Raw genomic sequence first — 21,285 nt, 5'->3', positions numbered from 1 at the left:
GCAGGAAACAGCAATGAACAATAAAAAAAGTGAAGAAATACAGTGGGTGAACACGCTGAAGGGCGGATGTATCCTGCTGGTCGTGTTATACCACGTCGTGCTGCCGGGTTTTGAAGGTACGTTAAAATACCTGACGGCAGGAAGTTTGCCCGCTCATCTCTGGGTGGCGTTTAATACCGTACTGTCGCCGCTGCGTATGCCCGCATTCTTTTTCGTTTCCGGGATGCTGGCGGCGCGTGCCATCAATGAAAAACCCTGGCAGGCGGTATTTACCAGCCGGGTAACCAACCTGTTTTATCTCTATATCCTCTGGGGCGTTATTCAGTGGTTCTCTATTTATGGCATTTCCTCAGAAATTACGCATCACCGCATCTCCAGCAATATTAACGCCTCCTATGCTGAATCACCGCAGGAGTTTGTTTCGCTGATGCTGATGGCGATGAGCAGCTCCTGGTATCTCTATGCACTGGGGCTGTTTTTCCTGTTCGCCAAGCTGTTTCGCCAGCAGCGTTTGCCGCTGATTATCGTCGCGGTGCTGCTGAATTATGCAGCGGTAGAGAAAATTATTCCCGGCTGGGGCCCGGAAAGCCTGTCGCAATATTTTATCTATTTTATTATGGGCGCTTTCTGGAGCGTGCAGGTGATTGCTCTTAGCGAATGGCGCAAAAGTAATTTTCTGCCTTGGCTGGGGCTGGGTGTGCTGGCGGTGGTGCATCTGCTGCTGGGAATGGAAAAGAACCTGTTTCTCTGCACCCTGACTATTTTTGCCTGTATTGCTCTGTGCCGTACCCTGAATGCCCACTTTAACATGGCGTGGATGAACTGGATCGGTAAAAATACGCTGCAAATTTACGTGCTGCATCGCATTTTTATCGAATATTTTGGCATGACGGCCATTCTGTTCGCGCTCGATCATCACCTGTTTAATTCCGCGTTGTTTTCGCTACTGTGGGCAACTGCGTTTCCGTTCGCGATGGTTGTACTCTGTTCGCTTTGCTCTATTGCGGTCTGGAAGCTGCTGAATAAGGGGCTGGGGAAATCGCTGTTTATCTATCCGCGCCTGCTGCGTATGAAGTTTGACGTCTGATGCTAATGGTCAATATTGTCGCGCCTCGGCGCGGCAATATTATTACCCTGCGCCTCAGCAAATAAACGGCGGTTAATGATTAAAACAGTAAATGCTTCCAACACAATAAAACAGTTATCCAATACGCGGTAGTTAATGTCCAGAAATTCAATAAATTATATTCTCTGTATTCATGCCCGTTATCTTGCGTTTTTGACCGGCTATTTTTCAGCAATTGCGCTCAAATCAGGTATTTGCCTATTAATATTTAATTATTAAACAGAAAAAACGATTAGACAGGCATGGTTTTATTTATCATTATCAATTTCCTTTTTTATCAATATTAATATAATGCCGCTTCTTAGGTATACCAACACTTATTCACCCGTCAAGAGTGGCATGAAAATTTTTTCTTTCCAGTTATTTATTGGTTTTCCAGTTAACCGCCAGGCGATCAAAATTAAATATATTTTGATATATATGGATAGCGAACTAAACAAGGATGTTTGATCGGTAATAGAATAACTACATGGAAATAAAAACCAGCGGCATGGATGCTTTACAACGCGCGTAACCTTTCCCGACAAGTGATAAAAGAAAGGCCGTTAAAATAAAAGATATTATTCCCGTCTGCTATCGGTATTTTATTTCCTTAAAACCAGAATTATTTTTCATGCAATAATTCTGCGCCTGCGTTAATCATGGCAAATGTGGCTTCTGTTCCGGCGATCTGTCCATTCAACGTGCTATCCGTGCGCCGTCAACGACGCGAAAAGAAGATCTCGCTCTGATCTCCATGCATTTCAGGGCGTTATCGCTATCTTCCACCAGCCGAAAAAAGGTGTTACCGCACCGGGCAGAAGATAACTTTTATTATGGGTTTTACCCCATTTAACTGGCAATGAAAGGAAAGATAATGAGCTTCGAACGTATTATTAAAGAACAGATCGATGAGTTAACCGACTTTGATATTAATAAACTGGTCAGCGATACGCTGATTGAGGATATCGGGCTTGCCAGCCTCGATTTCCTTTCTATTCAGGTCAACATTAAAAGAGAGCTAAATATCGACGTCGATCTGAATGCGCTGACGGAAGTGCAGCCGCGTACCTACGGCGATCTGTTACAGTTCTTCAGGGAAAAATATGGCGACTGCGCAGTGAGTGGTCGCCCATGAATAGAGTGGTTGTCACAGGTTATGGCGCTATTTGTGCGCTGGGAAATAATGCGCAGGCTATCTGGCAGGGTATTTTAGATAAACAGCTAGGCTACGCGAAACTGGGCGATCCGCCAAAAAATGTTAACGCCCGTTTTTTTGGCAAGATAAATCAACCGCTGGATACCGGGCGATTTTCAAAAAGAATTCTGAAAAACACGCCGCGTTTTGCCCAGCTGGCGCTGATCGCCGCTCAGGAAGCGGTAGAAATGGCCTTCGGCGAAGGCGGCTCGCCGCAGGGTTATTACGCGGATATCGAATGCGGTGCCATCGTTGGCACTGGCTGGGGCGGTTTTGATAACACTGCGGCCAATTATTTCGCCTGGCACGAAGGCACACCCTCTATCCAGAGCTGCTTTCATACCATGCCAAGTATTGCCACCGCTGCGATCGCCATTAACTGGAATCTGAAAGGTTATCAGAGCACGCCAGTTGCCGCCTGCGCCACGGGCAGTATTGCCGTTGGCGAGGCGTACGAAATGATTAAAAGCGGCAGAATGAAAATGATGCTGGCCGGCGGCGCGGAAAGCACGCTGACTCCTTTCCCAATGTGGTCGATCGACGTGCTGGGCGCGCTGAGCAAAGAGCAGGAAGATGCGCATAAGGCATGTTGTCCTTTCAGCAAGGAGCGCAGCGGCTTTATCCTGGCGGAGGGCGGCGCGGTAATTTGTCTGGAGTCGCGCGAGCACGCCCTTCAAAGAAATGCGCTTATTCTCGGTGAGATCGTGGGCTATGCGAACCATAGCGACGCCTATGTCAATCTTACCGCGCCCGCGCCCGATCTTACTGGCCGGATTACCACCATTACGCAGGCGCTTAAGCAGGCCGGGTTATCACCCGATCGGATTGATTATATCAACGCCCACGGCACTTCAACACCAATGAACGATGCCAACGAAACCGAGGTGCTGAAGCAGGTATTCGGTGAGGCGATCTGGCAGATCCCGGTGAGCAGCACCAAATCCTATACCGGTCATCTTATTGCCGCTGCGGGGGCGATAGAAACGCTGTTCTGCCTAAAAAGCATTCAGGACAGGATAGTGCCCGCCACGATTAACTACCACACGCCCGATCCGCAGTGCGATCTTAATTATGTTCCTAACCATCACCTTTATAACCAGCGGTTAGAGCATGTAATCAACGTAAATTATGGGTTTGGTGGAGCAAACAGCTGCCTGGTCATAAAAGGGCATTCCGATGACGACTAGTTTTTCTCAGGATCAAATAAGCGAGTGGGCTTACTTTTCAGGCGATCATAATAAAGTCCACTTTGATGAAGCGATCGCCAAAAAGAATGGCTTAAGCGGGGTAATTGTGCAGGGCATGCTGGTGTTGCAGGACGCCAAAAATGCGTTAACCCAGTATATCGGCGGCCCCAGCAGGATGAAGTTTTACCTGAAGGAGCCGGTTTATCGGGATAAAGAAATTGTCTATTTAATCTCCAGGAAAAATGATGAACATCACCTGAAGGTTCACGATATTGATGGCTGCTGCTGTATTACCGGGCGCGCCAGCCCTGAAAAAGGCGAAACGAATATCGTACAGGCTAAACATAACATTGCGATAGATCGTCCCTTCCTGGAAAAGCAAATTCAGCTCTATCAGGCGCTCTACCCGCAGGTGGGATATAGCTGGATGATTATGGATGCCTTGCTTTTCAGCGTCTGTTTTAAATATCAAAACGGCGATCCTTTTTACGCTAAGGCGCAAAAAATTACCCTCGAACCGGACAAAAGCAAAGTCGTCACCTTTCAGGTCGATCAGGATATTTTGATTACCGAAGATATCCTGACCTACGACTGCGCGGATCTGGACGATCTGACCTTTTATTATGAGGATCAGGACGTTCTGAAAGAGGACTATTCGGTTTACAGCCTGCTTAACTACCAGATTTATCGTCGGGACAAGCTACTGTACCAGGCATCAATGGGCAGTATTACCAGGGCTTTCGAGGCACAAAACCGGGCAATCAACAAACGGTAAAGTCATGACAAACAAAAAATGGATTTTTGTGACGGCGGGCAGCCGTGGCATCGGCGCTGAGATAGTCAGACGGCTGGCTGAAGAAGGCTACAGCGTTATCTTCACCTGGCACACTAATCAGGAGAAGGCCGAGCAGCTGGTGCAGGCGCTTAATAACAAGGGGCTCTCCTGCCGCTGCTATTGCTGCGATGTCAGAGATCACGCGGCGGTAAAAGACCTTTGTGAGCGGTTATTGCAGGCATTTGGCGCACCTTTTGGCATCGTGAATAACGCCGGTATCAGCAAGGACAAACTGCTGATCAATACCGAGGTTAGCGAGTGGCAGGAGGTAATGGATATCAATATTAACTCGGTGTTCTACACCATCCGTAACCTGCTACCCGCCATGATTCAGGCCTGTCAGGGCGCGATTATTAATATCGGCTCGGTGGCCGGACTACGAGGCAACGCCGGGCAAAGCGTCTATTCAGCGACCAAAGCCGCCCAGGCGGGGCTGACAAGAAGCTTAGCCAGAGAAGTAGGGCTGTTTCAGATCCGCGTGAACTGTATCGCACCAGGCCCGATTGAAACCGATATGTTGACCGCGCTACCGGATAAAAAGCGTAAGGCGCTAACCGGCCAGACGGCGTTAAAGAAATTTGGTCAACCGGCTGACGTAGCCAGCATGGTTTCTTTCTTACTTGGCCCCGGCGGTGAACATATTACCGGACAAACGCTGGTAATTGATGGCGGTCTCTCTGTTTAAACAGGATGAAATAATGAAGCTCAGAATGGTACCGAAAGAAGTCTTTGAGGTAATGGATCTCAACGGGCAGTTTAACTATCACTGGTCTCCTGATGCTGTTTTTTCGCTGGTTGGCCTGGGCACCTCCTATTTGCTGGAATTTTTTGAGTTTTATGGCGATGCGATAAGCAAGTATTACGATCGCTTCGTTAAAAATACCGCTTTTGAGGATGACCGTTTCCATACGTTTATCTCCCAGGAGCGAAGACACGCGGCGGCACATAAGATGCTTAATTTGTTTATGACCAAAAAGTATCTTCCTCCCGCCAGAGAGAAATACCATCCCCGCGTCTATGACTTTATGTATCCCACTTATAAAGAGTTTGTGGAGCCGATTATTGCGGGTATTGAAGAAGATGCTGCGAAAGGCATGACGCTCGACAGCCCGCATTTTCGTGAGGCGTTAAAAAGCATCGCCATCTTTGAAACGGAAGTCTGTATGGCGGCGTTTTCATTCTTTGAAAACCTGTTTGATAAGGGAAAAATCACTCATATTATCAATCAGTCACAGAACCTCGGCGTGCTTTATCTGTTTGGCTATCACTACGCTGAAGAGATGGAACACTGTCATGTTTCCATTGAAACCTATGAGACAATTTATGGTGAAAAACTGTGGACGCAGAAAGAGGTGGATAATTATCTCAATAACGCCGACATACTGACGCGACGGATTATTAACGCCACGCTATTTGTCGCCAGAGAGTTAGGTGCAGAGGTTTCCGTGCGGCAAATCGCGTTCAGGCTGCCCGCGAAAAACCGTATGGTTGCCGTCGGCTTTAATGCCAACGATCCGCAAATAAACAGCAGAATTCATTATTTCGTTGAGAAATGGGATAGCGAATGGGAGCCGTTGCTCCGCGCTAAAATCCATGAGGAAATTAAACGGCGTCAGGTAGCGTAACGCAACGCCCGCTAAAAATTTTCTGCTGTATACCCTAATGCGCCACCGGCGCAGCGGGAACTGAGGGCGGCCTGCTATCACTCGCCGACGGTGCCTGGTAAATGGCTGCCCGCTTAAGGATAGGTCGGATCATGGACGGTAACATGGAACTTTATCATCTCAGGCTGGATAGCGGTGAGACCATCGCAATAAACCACTACGCGCCAGCGAGCTCATTCAACGGGGAAACAGTTGTTTTTGTTCATGAAGACAACAACAAAGATTTTGTCGATGAAATTACGGTGAATTTAATTAATCAGGGCATGCAGGTTTACAGCTTAAACCTGTCGCAGCACCATCCTTCATCGCAGGACATTGAAAACCGCACCGCAACGATTATTAACGCCTGCTATGAAGAACTGGTTGGCCGATCGCCTGATTATCTTAACGCCTTGACCTTTATTTCCTGTGACGCAATGGCGCTGCGGCTTGCCGCCTGGGTACACGACTACGCGCCGCAAATTAAAAGCCTAATCCTGTTCTGTCCAACGCCAGCGCTGTCAGAAGCAGACAGGCTTTATCGCACCAGCCCCGGCAAAGAAATTGATGACTATACGCTAAAAAAATTCCGCACGGATTCAGCCGCTATCTACACGCCGACCCTGCTGGTGATATCCAAACAACCGAACGCCGCCGATAGCGCATTTTACAAGCGGCTGGGAAGTTTAAAAAAGAAGCAGGTGGTTATCAATAGCAATGCCTCCGGGGTGAGCCACCTGTTTACTCAGGAGATTATTAATTTTCATGGCACCGTCAGAGCGGAGGATCGGGACTATTCATTTTTATTACAGGCGGACAGCACGGGTTATACCTGGCAGGAAAATTACAAGCTGATGCAGCCGGAAAGCCATCTTCTGCGGCGTTGCTACTGGCAGCTGAACAAAGCGGCGTTGCTTATTGCTGGGCAGTTCTCCACCGGGATTAAAATCGGCCTGCGTCAGGGGTTCGATTCCGGGGCGATGCTTGATTATATCTATGAGAATCAGCCGAGCGGCGGTAGCTGGCTGGCACAGCGTATCGATCGTGCCTACCTGAACAGCGTGCCCTGGCAGGGCGCCAGAGCCAGGAAAAAATGGGTGCATGAGCATATCACTACGGCGATAGAGCTTTTGGCCGACGCGGGGAAAAAAATTAATTTGCTGGACGTAGCCGCCGGACACGGACGCTATATTTTTGAACTGAGCGACAGCTTAATGGCGCGTATCGATCACGTTTTAATGCGCGATTACGACAGCCGTAACGTTGAGTTTGTGAATCAGCTGATCGCAGAAAAATCGTTAGGCCACAAAATAACCTATGAAAAAGGGGATGCCTTTGCGCCTGACGCGTTAGCCACGCTGCCGCGCGATCGAACGCTGGCGGTCGCCTCAGGTTTTTATGAGCTGTTTGATGATAACGCGATGGTACTGAATTCAATGAAGGGCGTTTATGACGCGCTGGAGCCGGGCGGGATACTGGTGTATACCGGCATTCCCTGGCATCCCAGACATGAATATATGGCGCGCGTCATGACCCGCAACCGGGACGGGAAACTGTGGGTGCTGAGACGCCGTACCCAGCAGGAGCTGGATTACCTGATTCGTCAGGCCGGTTTTACCAAAATAAAACAGCGCATGGATCCCTGGGGCATCTATTCCATTTCCATGGCGCGTAAAGGGGAAGCAGCCGCGTCGGAATAAGGGCGGTTTACCGCCTTGTTCGCTATAGCCTTGGAAAGTAAAAAGCCACCTTCAACCCTGAAGGTGGCCCGATCATTAATAACGAGATGGCTTTCTGCCGGTGTGTTAACCGATAGTCATCAGACTGGCATTGCCGCCTGCTGCCGCGGTGTTAACGCTCAGCGCACGCTCCAGCAGCAGACGCTCCAGCAGCACATTGGTCTCGCCGCGGGCGAAGCCCTGTACCGAAACAATCGCGCCATCACGCGCCGCTACCTGCTGACACAGCAGACGTAGCCGATCGGCATCGCCGTGATAGATTACCGCGTCGAAAGCCTGTTCCTGCGCCAGCGGCTCACGCGCAAAATCGATACGCGCTCGTACCGCTTCCGGCAGCGACTGCGCCAGTTTGCGGTGCAGCTCATCATCTTGCCACAGTGCGCGGCTGCCGACGCTGGTTACTGCCGCCAGCTGAATCAGCGCATCCTCTTCGTTATCCGCCAGGCAGAGTACGCGCTCGCGCGGCAGTAGCGTATAGGTATTGCGCTCACCGGTAGGGCCGGGCAGCAGACGCACCGTGCCGCCCTGCGCCAGTTGCTCATAGCGCTGGCAGAGCGCCGCCAGTTCCGGCTTCGCTTTAGCCCATGCGCTTAATGCCCGATGCGCTTCAAGCAGCGCAGGGCGCAGCGTGGCGTCCAGCGTGCGCTCGGCGTCGTGGCGATCCAGCGTCACCTGCAACGCGTTTTCCGGACGCCAGGAGAGCAGGCGATAAAGGTAGAGCGGGCCGCCCGCTTTCGGGCCGGTGCCCGACAGCCCTTCACCGCCAAACGGCTGGACGCCGACTACCGCGCCCACCATATTGCGGTTGACGTAAAGGTTGCCAACTTTGGCGCGCTGCGTTACCTGGGTGATGGTTTCATCGATGCGGGTATGCACGCCAAGCGTCAGGCCATAACCGGCAGCGTTAATCTGTTCTACCAGCTGCGGCAGCTCGCTGCGCGTAAAGCGCACCACGTGCAGCACCGGGCCGAAAATCTCTTTATCCAGCTCGTCGATGCTGTTCAGCTCAATCAGCGTCGGCATGATAAAGGTGCCCTGCGTCCACTCCTTACGATCCTGCACATTCTCCTGCGCAGCCTGAAACACCGTCAGCCCTTTGGCGCGCATCGCCTGAATATGACGTTCGATATTTTCTTTCGCCTCGGCGTCGATTACCGGGCCGATATCGGTTGAGAGGCGCTCCGGATTACCCATGCGGCACTCCATCATCGCGCCGCGCAGCATCGTCAGCGTATGGTCAGCCACGTCTTCCTGAATGCAGAGCAGGCGCAGTGCCGAGCAGCGTTGTCCGGCGCTGTCCCAGGCGGAGGAGACGATATCCAGCACCACCTGTTCGGTCAGCGCTGAGGAATCAACGATCATCGCGTTCAGGCCGCCGGTTTCAGCAATCAGCGGCGTCGGACGCCCCTGCGGATCGAGACGCCCGGCGATATTACGCTGTAACAGCGTGGCGACCGCGGTGGATCCGGTAAACATCACGCCGCGCACCCGCTCGTCGCTGGTTAGCTGGGCACCCACGGTTTCGCCCAGGCCCGGCAGCAGCTGAATCACGCCAGCGGGCACGCCCGCTTCGTGCAGAATGCGCACCGCCTGCGCCGCGATCAGCGGGGTTTGTTCGGCGGGCTTCGCCAGCACGCTGTTGCCTGCCGCCAGCGCGGCGGCGATCTGACCGGTAAAAATCGCCAGCGGGAAGTTCCACGGGCTGATACAGACCACCGGCCCCAGCGGACGATGGGTTTCATTATCGAAATCGCTGTGTACCAGCGCAGCGTAGTAATAGAGGAAATCGACCGCTTCGCGCACTTCGGCGATGGCGTTGTTAAAGGTTTTGCCCGCCTCGCGCACCAGAATGCCGATAAGCGTCTGCATTTCGCCTTCCATCAGCTGCGCGGCACGCTCCAGGATAGCGGCGCGCTCCTGCGGCGGCGTGGCAAACCAGATCGGCCCGGCGTTCACCGAGGCGGTCAGCGCCTGCGCGACTTCCTGCTCGCTCGTCTCGCGTACTTCACCAACGATATCCGTAGGATCGGCCGGGTTGATCACCGGGCGCGTTTCGCCGCTGCCCAGCTCGCCGTCGATCATCGGTTCGGCACGCCACGGCTGTGCGGCGCTGCTCAGCAGGGCGCTGGAGAGCGAGGCAAGACGATGTTCATTCGCCAGATCCAATCCGGCGGAGTTAGGACGCGCATTGCCATACAGATCGCGCGGCAGCGGGATCTTTGGATGGGGCAGGCCGATAGTGCCTTCGCTGGCGGCAAGGCGTTCTACCTGCTGCACCGGATCGGCAACCAGTTCATCCAGCGGCAGCGTATTATCGGCAATGCGGTTAACGAAAGAGGTGTTCGCGCCATTTTCCAGCAGACGGCGCACCAGGTAGGCGAGCAGCGTTTCATGGGTGCCGACCGGCGCATAAATGCGGCAGGGACGGTTCAGCTTGCCGTCGGCGGTTTTGCCTACCACCTGTTCATACAGCGGCTCGCCCATACCGTGCAGGCACTGGAACTCATACTGGCCCGGATAGTAGTTGTTGCCGGCCATATGATAAATCGCTGCCAGGCTGTGGGCGTTGTGGGTGGCGAACTGCGGATAGATCAGGTTCGGCACCGCCAGCAGCTTACGGGCGCAGGCGAGGTAGGAGATATCGGTGTAAACCTTGCGGGTATAGACCGGATAACCTTCCAGCCCCTCCATCTGGGCACGTTTGATTTCGCTGTCCCAGTAAGCACCTTTAACCAGACGGATCATCAGGCGGCGACGGCTGCGCTGCGCCAGATCGATTAAGGAATCAATAACGAACGGGCAGCGTTTTTGGTAGGCCTGAATAACAAAGCCGATGCCGTTCCAGCCTTCCAGCTCTGGCTCAAAGCAGAGTTTTTCCAGCAGATCGAGCGACAGCTCCAGACGGTCGGCCTCTTCAGCATCGATATTAATGCCGATATCGTAAGAGCGCGCCAGCAGCGTTAGCGATTTCAACACCGGATAGAGTTCATCCATCACGCGCTGGTACTGGGCGCGGCTGTAGCGCGGGTGCAGGGCGGAAAGCTTGATGGAGATGCCGGGGCCTTCGTAGATGCCGCGCCCGTTAGAGGCTTTGCCGATAGCATGGATCGCCTGCTGATAGGAAACCAGGTAGGCTTTGGCATCGCTGGCGGTCAGCGCCGCTTCGCCCAGCATATCGTAAGAGTAGCGGAAGCCTTTCTCTTCCAGCTTGCGTGCATTAGCCAGCGCTTCGGCGATAGTTTCGCCGGTAACAAACTGCTCGCCCATCAGACGCATCGCCATATCCACGCCTTTGCGGATCAGCGGTTCGCCGCTCTTGCCGATAATGCGGTTCAGCGAGCGCGACAGATTGGCTTCGTTATGGGTGGAGACGAGACGACCGGTAAACAGCAGGCCCCAGGTGGCGGCGTTAACAAACATCGACGGGCTGCGTCCCAGATGCGACTGCCAGTTGCCGTTGCTGATTTTATCGCGGATCAGCGCATCGCGCGTTGGCTTATCGGGAATACGCAGCAGCGCTTCGGCCAGGCACATCAGCGCCACGCCCTCCTGCGAGGAGAGCGAGAACTCCTGCAACAGGCTTTGCACCATACCGGCGCGCCCGGTTGCCCCTTTTTGGTGCCTCAGCTTGTCGGCCAGCGTCCAGGCAAGCCGATGCGTTTTTTCCGCCAGCGCCGTGGGCAGGCGCGCCTGCTCCAGCAGCATCGGTACCGCTTCCGTCTCCGGCCGACGCCATGCAGAAGTAATCGCAGCGCGAGCGACAGTTTGCGGTAGAATGTGCTCCGCAAAGTCAAGGAAAGGCTGGTGCGGCTCGTCTGTCAGAGGCTCGTCACCCTCGTTGGCGGCGTTTTGCAGAGGAAACTCCGCTGGCTCGGCACCCTGTTCAAGCTGTTGTAAATAGTTGAAAATCGCCTGTTTAATCAGCCAGTGCGGCGTGCGATCGATCTGCTGGGCGGCCAGTTTAATCCTGTCGCGGGTGGATTCGTCCAGTTTGACACCCATAGTGGTTGTTCCCATGCCTTAAACGCTCCTTAACGCCATATAAACCTTTGTAACGCGCAATATCACCTATGTTGCAACTTTGTGCAACCGTGTTAAATGTGAGCTTGTTAACACTCTGTACAAACGTTGATTTGTTAAATCCGACAAAGCGGCACAGAACTTGCTGCAAGATCCTCGCCAGTTATGCAGTAGCCTGAAATTTGGCGTTCTTTTACGGTTGCGACACAGGTATAACCGGTTGAAATGTGACCTGGTGCAACCTTCTGCACTTAAGGTGAAAACGAAAGGTGAATTCGATGTATCTGCTGTGTTAAATGCATTGTGTGCAATGTACCTTTCCGGCAGGATAGCGCGCCACAGAGACAACGATGAAATAAAACCGCTGCGTTCCGGCGGACAGACAGGGCAAATAACCCTCTGCTTAATACCGATAATAAATGGAGAACCTGATGACAGTAAGTACACCTATGTTGGTGACATTCATCATCTATATTCTTGGCATGGTGTTGATCGGCTTTATCGCCTGGCGCTCAACCAAAAACTTCGATGACTATATTCTTGGCGGGCGTAGCCTTGGTAGCGTGGTGACCGCGCTCTCCGCAGGGGCATCGGATATGAGCGGCTGGCTGCTAATGGGCCTGCCGGGAGCGATTTTCCTCTCCGGGATTTCCGAAAGCTGGATCGCTATCGGCCTGACGCTGGGTGCCTGGCTGAACTGGAAGATTGTTGCCGGACGTTTGCGCGTGCAGACCGAGCATCATAATAACGCGCTGACGCTGCCCGACTTCTTTACCAGCCGCTTTGAGGATCGCAGCCGACTGCTGCGCGTGATCTCTGCCATCGTGATTCTGGTGTTCTTTACCATCTACTGTGCGTCAGGCATCGTGGCCGGTGCGCGCCTGTTTGAGAGCACGTTCGGCATGAGCTACGAAACGGCGCTCTGGGCAGGGGCGGCGGCGACCATCCTCTACACTTTCGTTGGCGGCTTCCTCGCCGTTAGCTGGACCGATACCGTCCAGGCCAGCCTGATGATCTTCGCGCTGCTGCTGACGCCGATTATCGTTATTATTGCCGTAGGCGGCTTTGATGATTCGCTGCGCGTGATTGAAGCAAAAAGCCTGGAAAACCTCGATATGCTGAAGGGCCTGAACTTCGTGGCGGTCATTTCGCTGCTGGGCTGGGGGCTGGGCTACTTCGGCCAACCGCATATTCTGGCACGCTTTATGGCGGCGGATTCGCACCGTTCCATCCGCACCGCGCGTCGCATCGGCATGGCGTGGATGATCCTCTGCCTCGGTGGCGCGGTGGCGGTCGGCTTCTTTGGCATCGCCTATTTCCAGAACCATCCTGAACAGGCAGCGGGCGTGACGGAAAACGGCGAGCGTATCTTTATCGAGCTGGCGCGTATTCTGTTTAATCCGTGGATTGCCGGGGTACTGCTGTCGGCGATTCTGGCGGCGGTAATGTCCACACTGAGCTGCCAGCTGCTGGTCTGCTCCAGCGCGCTGACGGAAGATCTCTACAAAGGCTTCCTGCGTAAACACGCCAGCCAGAAAGAGCTGGTGTGGGTAGGGCGCGCTATGGTGCTGGTGGTGGCGCTGATCGCTATCCTGCTCGCCTCTAACCCGGAAAACCGCGTGCTGGGCCTGGTCAGCTACGCCTGGGCCGGTTTTGGTGCCGCCTTCGGTCCGGTGGTGCTGTTCGCCGTCTGCTGGAAGCGCACTACGCGTAACGGCGCGCTGGCGGGGATGGTGATCGGTGCGTTAACGGTGCTGGTGTGGAAACATTACGGCTGGCTCGATCTCTATGAAATCATTCCAGGCTTCCTGTTCGCCAGTATCGCTATCTTCGCGATCAGCCTGCTGGGACGCGGCCCTTCCGCCGAGGCGCAGGCGCGCTTCGAGGCCGCAGACGCAGAGTTTAATACTCACTAACTTCCCTTCGGGCCGGTAGCGATACCGGCCTTCATGTACTCACTTTCAGCGGCGAATAGCAGAAGGGTGATAGCTGGAAGGCGACTGGCCGGTCACGCGGCGAAACATGGTAGAAAACGACGATCCGCTGTCATATCCCAGCGACAGGGCCACTTCATTGACCGATTTTCCTGCCACCAGTTCGGTAAGTGCAAATACCACGCAGGCGCGCTGACGCCAGGCGGAAAACGACATCCCGGTTTGCTGCAAAAAATGACGACGAAAGGTGCTGGCGCTCATAAACAACGCATCGGCCCAGGCCGTGGCGCTGTCGTGGATAGAGGGCGCGGTTAAAAACTGCTGACAGCGAGCCAGCAGCGAGGCCTGTTGCGGCAGCGGGATTTCAAACTCTCTGACCGGCATGGCGGCCAGCTCCTGCAACAGCAGCGCCACCAGTAAGCTATCGCGCCTGCTTTCATAGCGCGGCGTCAGCATCACCGCCTCGATCAGCAGTTGTCGCAGCAGCGGCGAAACGGAGACGATTTTACAGCGATCGCCCATTTGCAAAGCCCCGGCGCTGGTCGGTTCGATATAGAGGCTGCGCGTTGTTACGCCAATAAAGGTAACGCTGTGTGACGTCTGCGGCGGTATCCAGACTGCATGCTGCGGCGGTACGGTCCAGCTGCCTGACTGCGTATAAACGTGCATCAGTCCGGTAGCGCCATACAACAGCTGCGCCCGTCGGTGGCAATGCTCAGGCAGCCGATAGCTGCCGGGATAATCGTTGCCCACCGCCACGACTTCACGATCGATCCCGTCATAGTCATCAATGTGAACGTTTCGCATCGCCACTCGCCCGCGCCGTTTTGACCGATTCACAAGGGTAAATGAGCGCGGCTGAAATGGGAAGCGCGCAGGTAAGCCAGTAAGCTTCTCGCCTCTCCGGTCATGGGGTATTTGCGCCCCTTTTGTAAGGACAATAAGGTGAATGAGATCGTATTGATTGTGGCTGTCGGCTTCGCTACCGGCATTACTACCGTGCTGTTTGGCTTTGGTGGCGGCTTTGTGGTGGTGCCGTTTGTTTATCAGATTATCAGCCGACAGCCTGCGCTTTCGCTGCATGCGATGCATATCGCCGTTGCCACCTCAACGGCGGTGATGATATTTAACGCTGGCTGGGCCAGCTTTCAGAACTGGCGTGCAGGACGCCTGCCGGTAAATACGCTGTTTCCGCTGGTCTGGTTTATCGCCGTCGGTGCGGTTGCCGGCACGCTGCTGGCGAGGTGGCTGGCGGATGGCGTAGTCAGATGGTTGTTTATCGGCTATCTGCTGTTTACCCTGGCGGACTGCCTGATGCGCAAAGGGTTTCTTGACCGTCCCGCCGCCCGCAGGTTGTCGGGGTTAACCACTGGCGCTGGCGGTACGGCAATCGGCGTTGTTGCGGCGTTACTTGGCGTCGGCGGTAGCGTGATGACGGTGCCGCTGCTCAGGCGGCATGGCTATGCGATGCGCGACTGCGTCAGCGCGGCAAATCCACTTTCGCTGCCGGTAGCTATTTGCGGTGCGGTAACCTGGTATATCAGCGGCCTGCATCTGGTCTCGTACAGTGGCTATCTCGGCTTTATTAACCTACAGATTGCGGCGCTGCTCAGCGCGGCGGGCTGCCTCGGTATCCTGTTTGCCCGCTACGCCATTCCGACAGTAGCCGATCGCCTGCATGCGCGAATTTATCTGCTGTTGTTGCTGATTGTACTACTGGCGATGACGCTGTAGTGCAGTGTCGATCGGTCTGGATGCTTTGGTACGAGTTGCTGGCTCAAACTTGCGCCATTATCCTCTGTTTCCGGGTACTCCTTAACGATTAGCGTCGCCAGGCCAGCGCCCGGACCAGACGGTCGCCCGCTTTCTGCACCAGCAGCACCAGCGCCAGCAGCACCACGATAGTCGCCGCCATAATCTGGTTATCGAAGCGCTGATAGCCGTAGCGGATCGCCAGATCGCCAAGACCGCCGCCGCCTACCACGCCCGCCATCGCCGAGAAACCGATTAGCATTACAATGGTTAACGTGACGCCCGCAACCAGCGAAGGCAGCGCTTCCGGCAGCAGCACGCGGCTGACGATATGCCACAGGTTGCCGCCCATTGAAACCACCGCCTCCACGCGCCCACGATCGACCTCATCCAGCGCGTTCTCAACGATACGGGCGAAAAAAGGAAACGCGCCGAGGGTAATCGGCACAACCGCTGCGGTGCTGCCGAGCGTCGTGCCGATCAGCAGGCGGGTAAAAGGAATCAATGCTATCAATAACACCACAAAGGGCAGGGCGCGCCCGGTATTGACCAGCGTGTTTAACAACAGGGCAAGGGGGCGATGCGGTAGTAGCCCGTCCCGGCGCGTCAGGAACAGCAGTACCCCAACCGGCAGCCCCAGCGCCACGGTAAATAACGCGGCAAGCGCCACCATATAGAGCGTTTCGCCAGTGGCGTTCAGCAGCAGCGCCTGAAAGCGATCCCAGTTCATGCTACGCATCGTGATAGCTCCTGCGGTTGATAGCGGGCGATAAAGGCACGGTCCGCCTCACCATCCTTCAGCAGCATCTGTCGCAGCCGTCCATCCTGACGATGCATAATCTGCGTCAGGCTGCCGCTTTCCACCAGGCGTCCATGCTCAAGCAGCGCCGCGCCGTCGCAGATGCGCTTAACCACCGCCATTTCATGGGTGATCAGCACGATGGTGATATTCAACTGCCGCTGAATATCGGCCAGCAGATCGAGAATTGACGCGGTGGTTTCAGGATCGAGCGCGCTGGTAGCCTCGTCACACAGCAGATAGCGCGGCTCAACCGCCAGCGCACGTGCGATGCCGACGCGCTGTTTCTGCCCGCCGGAGAGCTGCGACGGCCAGGCGTTGCCATACTGTTCCAGCCCCACACGCTGCAACAGCGCGTTGACCCGCCTGCGCCGCTCGGCGGCGGCCACTCCGGCGATCTCCAGCGGCAGATCGATATTGTCGTGTACGTTGCGCGAATGCAGAAGATTAAAGTGCTGGAAAATCATCCCCATCTGCTGGCGCTGGCGGCGCAGCTGCGCCAGATTGAGTCGGGCGATATCGCGCCCGTCGATCTCAATGCGCCCTGACGAGGGCGGCTCCAGCAAGTTGAGGCAGCGCAGCAGGGTGCTTTTACCCGCGCCGCTGCGTCCGAGGATGCCGAAAATCGCTCCTTCCTCAATGGAAAGGGTGACGTTGTCCAGCGCTGGTGAGGCAGCGCCGGAATAATGTTTGCTGATGTTGTCGAGTTTAATCATGCTGTTCATCCGTAACCGGGATCACCGAGCCGTTGTAGTGCTGACGGATAAATGCCGCTACCTGTGGCGAGGTCAGATCTTTCGCCAGCTGGGCGATGCGCGCGTCTTTTGCCAGCTGTGGCGTGGTGACCAGCAGATTGCCGTAAGGGTTATGGGCGGCGGATTCCAGACCCAGCGCATCTTTCGCTGGCGTCAGACCCGCCTCCAGCGCGTAGTTGCCGTTAATCACCGCAGCATCCACGTCATCCAGCGCGCGCGGCAGCTGCGGCGATTCAATCTCAACAATCTTGATCTCTTTCGGGTTATCGGTGATGTCCTGCGGCGTCACCAGCGTTGCGCCGCTATTATCCAGCGCCTTCAGGTGAATCAGCCCTTTATCCTCCAGCAGCCGTAGCGCACGGCTCAGGTTGGTGGTGTTATTCGGCACCGCAATGTTTGCACCCTGCGGCAGATCCGCCAGACTTTTTACCCGATGCGAGTAGATGCCGAGCGGTTCAATATGCACATCGGCCACGACGCTGAACGTTTTGCCCAGCGCCTTCTCCTGATCTTTCAGGTAGGGCAGATGCTGGAAATAGTTGGCATCCACATCGCCCGACGCCAGCAGTTCATTGGCATTAACGCCGCCGCTTAGCTCGATGATGTCGAGATCCAGCTTCGGATCGATTTGCTTCACATACTCCAGAATTTCCGCGTGCGGCACCGGATCGGCGGCGATACGCAGCGGTGCGGCTTTCAGACTCTGGGCAACCAGTAATGAGAGCCCGGCAAGGGCAAAAAGGGTCTGCTTAATCATCATTTTTCTCTCAGGGTGAGTAAATTATTGCGGCAGGCGCTGTTCGGGATAGAAACGCTGCGCCACTTCAGGATGTGAACGCAGTCGGCCTTTGAGGTAGTTCCAGCCCACTTCGCGCAGCAGTGGATTAAGCGGATCGCTGGTCGGCCCCTGTGCCTGACGCGCCAGGGTCTCCGGTAGCTGATAAACCGGCACCACCGCATCCAGCTGCGCGCCGAGGAAGAAGGCCGCCGACAGGCGTTCGAGATCGGGGCGTGGTGATACCACACGATGAACGGTGGCGCGCAGATAGCCGTTGGTTGCCAGCTCCAGCAGCTCGCCGATATTCACCACGAAAGAACCCGGCAGCGGCGAGGCGGCGACCCAGTTATCGGGCGACAGCTCTACCTCCAGGCCGGGCTGATCGTCCTGGAGCAGCAGCGTCAGGAAGCCGGAATCTTTATGTGCGCCCACGCCCTGACGGGATTCTGCGTCGCTGCGTCCCGGATAGCGAATCAGCTTGATATGCTCGTTGGGATAAGTACCGTAGAGGTTATCAAAGGCATGACGCGGCAGCTGTAGCGCTTCGGCCAGCGCGCGTAGCAGTTCCAGCGCCACCTGCGTCATCTCCTGCTGCCAGCGGGTAATCACCTGTTGTAGCTCCGGCAACGCCTCTGGCCACTGATTTGGCCCCTGCATCCGCTGCCAGGCGGGCGCATCTGGCGTGACCGGCAGGGCGTCACGCTCGGCACCGACATCGAACTGCTCGCGGAAATCGGGCTGGCTGCGGGTGATCTCCACGCCAGCAAGGTTATAGCCGCGAAAATGGGGTGAGTTCGCCATCTCCACCTTCAGCTTCTCCTGCTGCGGCAGGGCGAAAAAGGCGCGAGCGACGCGCTGTACCTCATCCAACAGCGACTGCTCAACACGGTGATTAACCAGGTAGAAGAATCCGACATCGCGGGCGGTCTGACGCAGCTGATTGATAACCCGCTGGCGCGGCGCGCCCTGGCCTGAGAGCAGCGAGAAATCGATTACCGGGAGCGTTAATGAAGCGGTGTGGCTCATAGCAATATTCCTGTTGACGACGGTTGCCTGCACAGTGCCATTTCGCCAGGTGCTTCACTACCAATTAATTGTGCTATCTATATGCAAAGGATGAATAGCGCAGAGAAAAGTTTCAGCCCTGGCGGAAAATATTAAGAGATTTCTGACAACAGTCTGAAAAACTTGATATTTGAAATGTCCCGAAGGAATGTTCTATTATCTGGCTGCTTCTTAACTCTGTAACGCCCTGCTACATGGATTGTCGGGCGGCAAAGACCTCCCGGAAAAGCAGTTAAACGTTACTCTTTTCTGTGATATCAAAAATAATATCAGGGAAGAAAATGACCTTATATTCCATTAAGCCTGCCTTTCAGGCATTGCTACGCCCGTTAATGTTTTTTTTAGACCAGCACGGCGTAACGGCGAATCATATTACGCTTACCGCTATTATCATGTCGTTATTTGCCGGGGCGCTGCTAATTATTATTCCCTACCATGAGATTTTCTTTTTGCTGCCTGCGGTTTTATTTATTCGTATGGCGCTTAATGCACTGGACGGGATGCTTGCCAGGGAGTGCAACCAGGCAAGCCGCCTGGGAGCAATATTGAATGAAATCGGCGATGTTATTTCAGATATTGCGCTCTATCTGCCGTTTATTTTTGTTGCCGGGAGCCAGTTCTGGCTGGTGCTGGCGCTGTTGTTTGGCACTGTGCTGACCGAGTTTTGCGGCCTGCTGGCGCAGACGCTGAACCAGACGCGTAGCTACGCCGGGCCGCTTGGCAAAAGCGATCGTGCGCTGCTTTTTGGCTGTTGGGGACTATGCCTTGCGCTCTGGCCAACGCTGGCACCCTGGAGCAATCTGGTCTGGATCGCGGCGATTCTGCTGCTGATCTGGACGGCAATTAACCGCTGCCGTAGTGCGATGGTGCAGGAGTCAGAAAGATGACGCTGCTGATAAAATCGCTGGCGGTTATTTTTGCGCTGCTGTTGCTGGCTACCTTTATTACCGCGCTGCTGGTCTGGCGGCGTCCGGAAAAAAACTGGCGTGAGCTGCGATTGCGTATCCGCACATGGTGGATCATCATTATATTATTTTCGCTGGCCATGGCCAGCCCACGCTGGCTGGCGCTGCTGTTCTTTGCGCTGGTGAGTTTCCTCGCGCTGAAAGAGTTTCTTACCCTGATTGCGTTTTGCCGTTTCGATCGCATTCCTCTGCTGTGGATGTTTATCGCTATTCCTATTAATTACTGGCTGGTGGGCATGAACTGGTATGGATTATTTATCATCTTCATTCCGGTTTGGTTCTTTCTGCTTCTGCCTGCGCGCATGGTAATGACCGGCAATACCCACGCTTTTTTAAGCAGCGTATCCATGCTGCACTGGGGGCTAATGACCACCGTATTTGCCTTTGGTCACGTTGCCTGTTTGCTGGTGTTGCCGGGGAATAACAGCGAAGAGGGCGCGCTGCTGGTGTTGTTTCTGGTCGGGCTCACTGAGTTTAACGATATTATGCAATACCTGTGGGGGAAACTGCTGGGGAGAATTAAGATAACGCCGAAGGTCAGCCCAAATAAAACGCTGGCCGGGCTGCTGGGCGGTATTGTCAGCACCGCCGTCGCCGCGCTGTTTGTCGGGCCGATTTTAACGCCATTAGGCTGGGATATGGCGCTACTGGCTGGCGTGATTATCGGTATTAGCGGTTTTTACGGCGATATCGTGATGTCCGCTATTAAGCGCGATATTGGCGTAAAAGACAGCGGTTCGCTGCTGCCGGGACACGGCGGCATTCTCGATCGGCTGGATTCACTGATTTTTACCGCGCCGGTCTTTTTTCATTTTATCCGTTACTTTAGTTACTGAATAGATTGTTAAAACGCACGCTGCGGTTTTTGTTCACACGCTTGGTGGTCTGGCCGGTTATCTGGCTGTGGCTAACGGTCAAATATAGCGAGCGATTATCGCAGCAGGGGCCAAAGATAATTGTCGCCAATCATAACAGCCATATGGATATGTTTGTTTTACTTTCGTTGTTTTCGCTGCGCACGCAACAGAAAGTGCATCCGGTAGCCGCTGCCGATGATTACCCGCGCAATAACTATCTGGCGTGGTTCACGTTGAATATCCTGAATTACGACATAACCTGTTGTTTTAACACTTACATTACGTTTGTGTACAAAAAAATAGCGTTTTCTACATGAAAAATCTGTACAGATAAGTCAGTTTTGTATAACTTTGTCCTCTGTCGGAAGATTGTTTTTTAACCTTAGCGAAGGACATACTATGCGTCAGGACGGATACCAGGCTTCACCCGCGAGCGACCTTGCCCGTTATTTCAGCAATGCCGCTCTGCCCACCCAGCAGGAAACATTGGGTAAGATCGTGGTTGAGATTCTGCATGCGGGTAAAAATCTTAATCGCAAGGCAATCTGTACCAAGCTGCTCCGTCGTCTGGAAGTCGCTGGCAGCGCTGAAGAAGAACAGCATTACAAAGAGCTTATTCGTCTGCTTTTTGTCAGCGATGCCTGATATTATCC

Annotated in this window: 19 protein-coding genes; 13 read left to right on the top strand and 6 right to left on the bottom strand. The window is 54.4% G+C overall.

Translation table 11 applies throughout. The annotated features are described in order from the left end of the window. Positions 1-13: 13 nt before the first annotated feature. From C7M51_RS08655 to C7M51_RS08625, 7 genes are all read left to right on the top strand, one after another. Positions 14-1,087: an acyltransferase family protein gene (locus C7M51_RS08655; RefSeq protein ID WP_160621424.1), complete on the top strand. Its 1,074-nt coding sequence runs from the start codon at positions 14-16 to the stop codon at positions 1,085-1,087. An 895-nt stretch (positions 1,088-1,982) separates the two neighbouring features. Beyond that, entirely contained in the window at positions 1,983-2,243 is a 261-nt protein-coding gene (locus tag C7M51_RS08650; RefSeq protein WP_160621423.1) for an acyl carrier protein, read from the top strand. Beyond that, entirely contained in the window at positions 2,240-3,490 is a 1,251-nt protein-coding gene (locus C7M51_RS08645; protein WP_160621422.1) for a beta-ketoacyl-[acyl-carrier-protein] synthase family protein, read from the top strand. Before C7M51_RS08650 ends, C7M51_RS08645 begins: the two co-directional genes overlap by 4 nt. Then, positions 3,480-4,265 (top strand): MaoC/PaaZ C-terminal domain-containing protein, encoded by a 786-nt coding sequence (locus C7M51_RS08640; RefSeq protein WP_160621421.1) that lies wholly within the window; start codon positions 3,480-3,482, stop codon positions 4,263-4,265. Before C7M51_RS08645 ends, C7M51_RS08640 begins: the two co-directional genes overlap by 11 nt. Positions 4,266-4,269: 4 nt before the next feature. After that, positions 4,270-5,010 carry an SDR family oxidoreductase gene (locus C7M51_RS08635; RefSeq protein ID WP_160621420.1) on the top strand — a complete coding sequence of 247 codons (741 nt, stop codon included), beginning with the start codon at positions 4,270-4,272 and terminating at the stop codon, positions 5,008-5,010. 13 nt (positions 5,011-5,023) lie between these two features. Continuing rightward, positions 5,024-5,950: a metal-dependent hydrolase gene (locus C7M51_RS08630; RefSeq protein ID WP_160621419.1), complete on the top strand. Its 927-nt coding sequence runs from the start codon at positions 5,024-5,026 to the stop codon at positions 5,948-5,950. A gap of 131 nt (positions 5,951-6,081) precedes the next feature. After that, a complete protein-coding gene (locus tag C7M51_RS08625; RefSeq protein WP_160621418.1) occupies positions 6,082-7,668 on the top strand; it encodes a class I SAM-dependent methyltransferase family protein in 1,587 nt (528 codons plus the stop codon). A gap of 105 nt (positions 7,669-7,773) precedes the next feature. Here the strand turns inward: C7M51_RS08625 and putA are convergent, their stop codons facing one another. Beyond that, on the bottom strand, positions 7,774-11,724 hold the full coding sequence (gene putA / locus C7M51_RS08620; RefSeq protein WP_160621417.1) for a trifunctional transcriptional regulator/proline dehydrogenase/L-glutamate gamma-semialdehyde dehydrogenase: 3,951 nt from the start codon (positions 11,722-11,724) through the stop codon (positions 7,774-7,776). 434 nt (positions 11,725-12,158) lie between these two features. Here putA and putP point away from each other — a divergent pair, with 434 nt between their 5' ends. Next, the gene (gene putP / locus C7M51_RS08615) at positions 12,159-13,643 is read left to right on the top strand and encodes a sodium/proline symporter PutP (RefSeq protein WP_160621416.1); all 1,485 of its coding nucleotides are present in this window, start codon (positions 12,159-12,161) and stop codon (positions 13,641-13,643) included. A 45-nt stretch (positions 13,644-13,688) separates the two neighbouring features. Here putP and C7M51_RS08610 read toward each other — a convergent pair whose 3' ends face one another. Further along, positions 13,689-14,468, bottom strand: a complete 780-nt coding sequence (locus tag C7M51_RS08610) for an AraC family transcriptional regulator (RefSeq protein ID WP_160621415.1) — start codon at positions 14,466-14,468, stop codon at positions 13,689-13,691. Between the two features lie 138 nt (positions 14,469-14,606). Between C7M51_RS08610 and C7M51_RS08605 the strand changes: the two genes are divergently transcribed. Beyond that, positions 14,607-15,395, top strand: a complete 789-nt coding sequence (locus C7M51_RS08605; RefSeq protein WP_160621414.1) for a sulfite exporter TauE/SafE family protein — start codon at positions 14,607-14,609, stop codon at positions 15,393-15,395. Between the two features lie 88 nt (positions 15,396-15,483). Here C7M51_RS08605 and C7M51_RS08600 read toward each other — a convergent pair whose 3' ends face one another. The 4 genes from C7M51_RS08600 to C7M51_RS08585 are packed head-to-tail and all read right to left on the bottom strand — an operon-like array spanning position 15,484 to position 18,771. Further along, entirely contained in the window at positions 15,484-16,152 is a 669-nt protein-coding gene (locus tag C7M51_RS08600; RefSeq protein ID WP_160621413.1) for a methionine ABC transporter permease, read from the bottom strand. Continuing rightward, positions 16,140-16,928, bottom strand: a complete 789-nt coding sequence (locus tag C7M51_RS08595) for a methionine ABC transporter ATP-binding protein (RefSeq protein WP_160621412.1) — start codon at positions 16,926-16,928, stop codon at positions 16,140-16,142. Before C7M51_RS08595 ends, C7M51_RS08600 begins: the two co-directional genes overlap by 13 nt. Then, positions 16,921-17,724: a MetQ/NlpA family ABC transporter substrate-binding protein gene (locus C7M51_RS08590; protein ID WP_160623604.1), complete on the bottom strand. Its 804-nt coding sequence runs from the start codon at positions 17,722-17,724 to the stop codon at positions 16,921-16,923. Before C7M51_RS08590 ends, C7M51_RS08595 begins: the two co-directional genes overlap by 8 nt. Positions 17,725-17,748: 24 nt before the next feature. Next, positions 17,749-18,771, bottom strand: coding sequence for an isopenicillin N synthase family dioxygenase (locus C7M51_RS08585; protein ID WP_160621411.1), 1,023 nt, complete (start codon positions 18,769-18,771; stop codon positions 17,749-17,751). Between the two features lie 320 nt (positions 18,772-19,091). Between C7M51_RS08585 and C7M51_RS08580 the strand changes: the two genes are divergently transcribed. The 4 genes from C7M51_RS08580 to ycgZ all read left to right on the top strand — a co-directional run bounded on the left by C7M51_RS08580 (position 19,092) and on the right by ycgZ (position 21,277). Continuing rightward, entirely contained in the window at positions 19,092-19,697 is a 606-nt protein-coding gene (locus C7M51_RS08580; protein ID WP_160621410.1) for a CDP-alcohol phosphatidyltransferase family protein, read from the top strand. Next, positions 19,694-20,611 carry a phosphatidate cytidylyltransferase gene (locus tag C7M51_RS08575; RefSeq protein ID WP_160621409.1) on the top strand — a complete coding sequence of 306 codons (918 nt, stop codon included), beginning with the start codon at positions 19,694-19,696 and terminating at the stop codon, positions 20,609-20,611. The genes C7M51_RS08580 and C7M51_RS08575 overlap by 4 nt, the downstream gene beginning before the upstream one ends. A 29-nt stretch (positions 20,612-20,640) precedes the next feature. Continuing rightward, complete coding sequence (locus C7M51_RS08570; protein ID WP_341874757.1) at positions 20,641-20,949, top strand: 1-acyl-sn-glycerol-3-phosphate acyltransferase; 309 nt, start codon at positions 20,641-20,643, stop codon at positions 20,947-20,949. An 82-nt stretch (positions 20,950-21,031) separates the two neighbouring features. Further along, complete coding sequence (gene ycgZ / locus C7M51_RS08565; protein ID WP_160621407.1) at positions 21,032-21,277, top strand: regulatory protein YcgZ; 246 nt, start codon at positions 21,032-21,034, stop codon at positions 21,275-21,277. Positions 21,278-21,285 lie beyond the last annotated feature (8 nt).

It is taken from the genome of Mixta intestinalis (assembly GCF_009914055.1).
GTDB lineage: Bacteria > Pseudomonadota > Gammaproteobacteria > Enterobacterales > Enterobacteriaceae > Mixta > Mixta intestinalis.
Note: the sequence above shows the minus strand (reverse complement) of the source record. Positions and strands in the feature narration are given on the sequence as shown.